This window comes from Vibrio sp. V39_P1S14PM300 (genome assembly GCF_009904765.1).
GTDB classification, from domain to species: domain Bacteria; phylum Pseudomonadota; class Gammaproteobacteria; order Enterobacterales; family Vibrionaceae; genus Vibrio; species Vibrio proteolyticus.
The window spans coordinates 1-5,552 of the sequence record NZ_WXWP01000039.1 but is presented as its reverse complement, the minus strand read 5'-3'; the positions used below and the strand labels follow the sequence as shown (position 1 = coordinate 5,552).

Sequence of the window (5,552 nt, the reverse complement as noted above, 5' to 3'; positions counted from 1 at the left end):
TTAAATAAGTAGAATGCAAATGATATTTATTCTTATTAAGAAAAGCATTGGTATTCGAGGAACACATGCAACTTCCAACACACATCCAACGTTCGACTCTGACGTTAGCGCTGCTTGGCGTCTTAACGACGCCGGTATTCGCTGCTGACACCACATCATCAGCTCAGCCAGATACAATGACGGTTTTGGGCAAAGCGTACCGCAACACCGCAACCAAGTCGGCGCTTGAACCTGAAGAGACGCCACAGGGCATCACCGTCATCGATGAGGAGCAATTAGAGCAGCGTGGCGTACAGTCACTGAATCAGGCACTGCGTTACGCGCCAGGGGTGGTGACGGAAACCAAAGGGGCGGCGGTGACCATGTACGATACCTTCACCATTCGAGGGTTTGCGGTCAATCAGAGTTATTACGATGGTTTGGTCTTGCAAACGCTCAAAGGTTGGAACCTTCAGCCGCAAATTGATCCAATCATGCTGCAGCAGGTCGAAGTGTTCAAAGGTCCGACGTCAGTGCTTTACGGAGCGATGCCTCCTGGTGGGATGGTCAATATGATTGCCAAAACACCTCAGCAGAGCTCTGAGACTAAAATCGGCGTCGCGACGGGGTCACGCAATCTGATGGAAGCGTCAGTAGACTCCACCGGCCAGCTGGGTGATAGCGATCTGTCCTACCGTTTGATTGCTCTGGCACGCAAGCAGGATGGGCAGGTCAACCATACCGAAGAAGAGCGCTATGTGATTGCTCCGTCGCTTGACTGGCAGGTCAGTGACCGCACGCTGATTAATGTCAATCTTTACTATCAGAACGATCCGTCGATGGGAATGAACTCGTCGTTGCCAGCTTCTGGCATGTTGGTGCGTAATCCAAATGGCTCCACGTCGCCGTCTACTTTTGCAGGCGATACTGCGTGGAGTAAATTTGAGCGTGAAGTTCTGATGCTGGGCTACAAAGTGAACCACGATTTTAACGCGAACTGGTCGTTCTTACAGAACTTCCGCTACAGCGATGCTTCGTTGACACAGCACAACACGTACCACACGGCCGCGAATTTTGATTCTGCCAGCGGCACACTGGTGCGCAACATCTACAGCACGGAAGAGGAATCGACAGGCTATGTGGTGGATAACCAGTTGTCCGGCCGGTTCACTACGGGCGCGGTTCAGCATAACTTGTTGTTAGGTGTAGATTATCAGAAGCTGGACGGTGAGTCAGATTACAAAGAGTACGCCACCAGCGACAGTGCGTTTTATGCGTTCAATGTATTCCAGCCCAACAATCACTTGCTCAGCTCTGGCAGCCTGAGTGAGGTTTATCGGATGCAGGATGATGTCAGTAGTGAACAAACCGGGTTCTACTTCCAGGATCAACTGCGTTGGAATCAATGGGTGTTGATTGCAGGTGGACGGTATGACCGCTTTGAGTCGGAGAGTTTTGGTCAGAAAGCAGACGATAACCAGTTCTCTTATCGGGTCGGTGCTTTGTATGCATTCAGTAACGGTGTAGCTCCGTATCTCAGCTACGCCACCAGTTTTGAACCTGTGGCCGGTGTCAGTCAGTTTGGTCGGGCGTTTAGCCCCGAAACCGCCGAACAGATTGAGGCGGGAATCAAATATCAGTCACCACAACGTGAGGTCGAAGCAACGGCGTCATTGTTCCACATTACCAAGAAAGACGTGGTGATCACCGATCCGTCGTCGGCTAACTACCAGAGTGATCTGCAAGTGGGTGAAGCCGTGTCACAAGGGGTTGAGTTACAGGGCCGCTGGTTTATCAATGCCAATGCGGATATCTCAGCCAGTTATACCTATACCGATATGGAAATTACCGAGGACAGCGATAACGGCCTGGAAGGGACGACACCGATTTACGTGCCGAAAAATATGGCCAATATCTGGGGCAATTACTACGTCTACAATGGGCTGCTGAACGGCAGTCGCTTGAGCCTCGGTGCCCGCTATGTTGGTGAAATGCAGATGGATGCCACCAATACTCAGGGTAAAGTGCCATCGTATACGGTGGTGGATGCGTCGCTTGGCTATGATCTGGGGGCCCTGAGTGATTCGCTTCACGGGGTAACCGCCAACCTGATCGCCAATAATGTATTTAATGAGGAATACTCGACTTGTTACGATCAGGCCAACTGCTGGTACGGTGCGGAGCGAAGTGTCGAACTCAGCGTCAAATACGCCTTTTAACCAGACAAAGAAAGCAGCCTACAGGCTGCTTTCTTTCGGTTTCCATGTGTTAGCGAAAGGCCAGATCGCGTAGTGCCAGTGAAATCCACGGGAAGAAGATCAGCATTATGGACACCAGGAGCAAGATAAACACAAATGGAGGAGTACCGCGGATGACCTCGACATAAGGACGTTTAAACACGGCAATGGCGGTGAAAATATCGCACAAATGGTGGTGTGGCAGAGCCGATGGCTGCCTGCAGGGTGACTATCGTGCCAACCAATACCGGATCAAGACCGGAGGATTTGATCACCGGGGCAAAAATCGGGATCAGGATCAGCATCACCACTATCGGATCAACAAACATGCAACCGATGAAAAACGCCACTGAAATGACAATCAACAGTTCAGTCTGGCTCAATTCATTAATTCCAATCATACCCAGCAGCTCCTGAGGGATCTGCGCAAAGGAAATCACCCACGAAAACGCACTGCCAGCGGCAACGAGTATGAACACCACTGCGGTGACCATGCCCGTCGAGAGGGCAATGTCGCCAAGCTCTTGCCATTTCACCTTACGAAAGACCACCATCTCAAGCAGCACGGCATACAATACAGAGACAGAAGCCGCTTCGGTTGGGCTGAAAATGCCTGCGTATATACCACCCACTGTAATAAGCGGGAAGCCAAACGGCAGTAAGGCTTTGCGCACCACTTTGATGCGCGTTTTCCAACTGGCTTTGGGCGCGTTGGTGACATCATCGTTGCGCGCATACCAGTAACAGTAGAGCGAAAAGAGCAACATGATCACCAGCGCAGGGCCGATACCGGCAATGAACAGCTCGGCCACTGAGGTACCGGAAACCACACCGTAAATGATCATGCCGATACTGGGAGGGATCAGCAGCGCCAGATCGGATGCGTTGATAATGAGCGCCAGAGCAAAGCTGTCTTTGTAACCGTATTCGAGCATTTTGGGCCGCATGATGGAGCCGACGGATACCACGGTGGCCTGAGTGGATCCAGATACCGCACCAAACAAAGCGCAACTGAGTGAGGAGGTGATTGCCAGCCCACCGCGGATGTGCCCGACAAATGCCATCGCGACGTCAAGCAGTCGGGTGGCGGCAACGCCTCGGGTGATGATTTCGGCCGCCAGAATAAACATAGGGACCGCAACCAACGCGGCCGGCTTAATGCCTGCCAGCATTTGCTGGATCATAAAATCCGGCCCCAGCCCCAAATAGACAATAAAGCCGAGCATGGTGGCAGCCAGCAGAGGAACCAACATTGGGAAACCACACGCCAGCAGCGCAATCATAGTCACAACTAAAGCTGTGGTCATAGCATCTTCTCCTGTTTCGCCGATTGAGTCAGGCGGGCGGTTGAGGCATTTTGCCTGGTTGTCTGGCAGATAAAGCGCTTGAGTTTATTCAGGCCGACGCGCAGAAACTGAAGGGCACTGAAAAACAGCCCCAATGGCGCAATCAGGTAAACCCAGCTGAGCGGGATCTGCATCGCGGGGGACAGACGCCCCATCTGCGCCACTTTGCCTACGTACTGCCACGCGTACCAGGTGAGCATGGCGACCAGTAACCCGGTCAGCAAATAGATGGTGCCGTCGGCCAGCAGTTTGAGCCGGGCTGGCAGCATGTCGGTGAACGCAGTCATACGGATATGGCGTGACTGGCGAGCGGCGTAGCTGCATCCGATAAAAGTGACCGCAACGATCAGGAAATAATTGAGTTCTTCAGAGAAATAGAGACTTTGATTGAGCAGGTACCGTCCAAGGACGTTGGCGATTGAGTTAGTGGCTATCAATAATATTGAGCCGATGAGCAGCGCCGCCTCCGCTTTCTGTATGTAGTTATCCAGCCACTGAAAAATCCTTTTCATCGCACTGCTCCCATGTTGTTAAATATGTTAATGAAACGTTATCTGTTTCATGACGTTCAAGTCAATTGGTGAGCAGCGAAAGATTTTCTGAACTGAGCGTGTTTGCAGAAAAAATCGGCCTGAACCGACTGCTCAGACCAAAAAGTGAGAGGTGGGCGGCTTGGTGTCGAGGATTTCGGCGATCACCGACAGACCGTGTTTGATATAACCTCGGTTGGTTTCGGCACCGAGACTGATGCGTACGAATGGTTGCGGGGTATTCATGTCGAGAACAAAAGGTTTGTAGCTGGTGAGCTGCACGCCGGAGCGTTTGGCTGAAGCCACCAAATCATCGCTTTGCCAGTGGTCCGGTAGCTTGAGCCAGATATGCTGTCCATGCGGGTGCGCGCTGTACGAGTGGGCTCGTAATATGCTACTGGCCAGTTTCTGACGCTTGGCAAATTCGTTCATTTGGAAGCGGATTAGCCTGTCCAGAGTACCGTTCTCTATCCATAAATGAGCGACTTCAAATGGCAGGGGCGTTGCCGACCAGCTGGTGGCCGCCAGCCGGCCAATGGCATGTTGTAGAAAATGGCGGGGCACGGTCAGGTAGCCGGTGCGCATGCCTGGCGCCACGACTTTGGTAAAGCTGGTGACATAAAAGGCCTGTTGAGGAATCAACGTTGTCAGCGGGGCGACCCTATTTGGCTCAAGTGCACCGTAGACATCGTCTTCGATGACGTAAATGTCGTACTTTTCCGCCAGGCGGGCAATGGCTTCACGGCGTGCCTGATCCATATGAGCGCTGTTGGGGTTTGCCATGCTGGGAGTACAACACAGTGCTTTGACCGGACGATGCTGACACGCCCATTCAAAAGCCTCCGGTGTGATGCCGAATTCATCCATCTCCAGCGGCAGTAACTTAAAGCCCAACATGCGTGAACGCGAGATCAGGCCGTGATCGACCAACTGACCACACGCAACCAGATCGCCATGTTCCACGACGGTGCTGAGAGCCAGGGTCAGGCCATGGCAAGCACCGTTGGTCAGCAATAACTGGTCATGGCCAACGTCTAATCCCTGGGTTTGCAGATAGTGGCGACCGGAGTCAATGTGATGTGGCTGACCCATCACCGGTTTGGCTTTGCCGATCAGGCTGCGATTGTCCGGCTGAGCGGCAATCTGCACTAACGCCTGATTAAATAAGGTGATATGGCGATCCGTTACCACAGGATGTGCGATTGACATATCAATTTCATCCGGCGTGTCTTTCATCTCCTGAGTCAGCATGAACTCTGTGTCGGTATTGTCATCGACAAAGCCGGATTTCACAAAGGTGCCGTTGCCCACCCAGGACTCCAGAGCGCCTTTCTTCTCCGCAAAACTGTAGGCGTGGCTGACGGTTTGCACACTGACGCCAATCTGTTCCGCAAATTCACGGTGAGTGGGCAGACGGGTCCCGGGTTTGAGGTAACCACTGCGTACACAGTCCACCAGAT

3 protein-coding genes and 1 pseudogene are annotated in these 5,552 nt (G+C 52.5%); 1 reads left to right on the top strand and 3 read right to left on the bottom strand.

Features of this window, described 5'->3' with window-relative positions; all coding sequences use genetic code 11:
• Positions 1–65 precede the first annotated feature (65 nt).
• The gene (locus tag CAG65_RS02305) at positions 66–2,198 is read left to right on the top strand and encodes a TonB-dependent siderophore receptor (RefSeq protein ID WP_161451900.1); all 2,133 of its coding nucleotides are present in this window, start codon (positions 66–68) and stop codon (positions 2,196–2,198) included.
• 49 nt (positions 2,199–2,247) lie between these two features.
• On the opposite strand, the pseudogene CAG65_RS02300 reads toward CAG65_RS02305, so the two are convergent.
• The 3 genes and pseudogenes from CAG65_RS02300 to ehuR form a co-directional block, all read right to left on the bottom strand.
• Positions 2,248–3,523 (bottom strand): annotated as a pseudogene (locus tag CAG65_RS02300) (TRAP transporter large permease).
• Positions 3,520–4,074 (bottom strand): TRAP transporter small permease, encoded by a 555-nt coding sequence (locus tag CAG65_RS02295; protein WP_161451899.1) that lies wholly within the window; start codon positions 4,072–4,074, stop codon positions 3,520–3,522. The pseudogene CAG65_RS02300 and the gene CAG65_RS02295 overlap by 4 nt, the downstream one beginning before the upstream one ends.
• Before the next feature lie 132 nt (positions 4,075–4,206).
• Positions 4,207–5,552: MocR-like ectoine utilization transcription factor EhuR (gene ehuR / locus CAG65_RS02290; RefSeq protein WP_161451898.1), on the bottom strand; the 1,346-nt coding region annotated here is incomplete at its 5' end.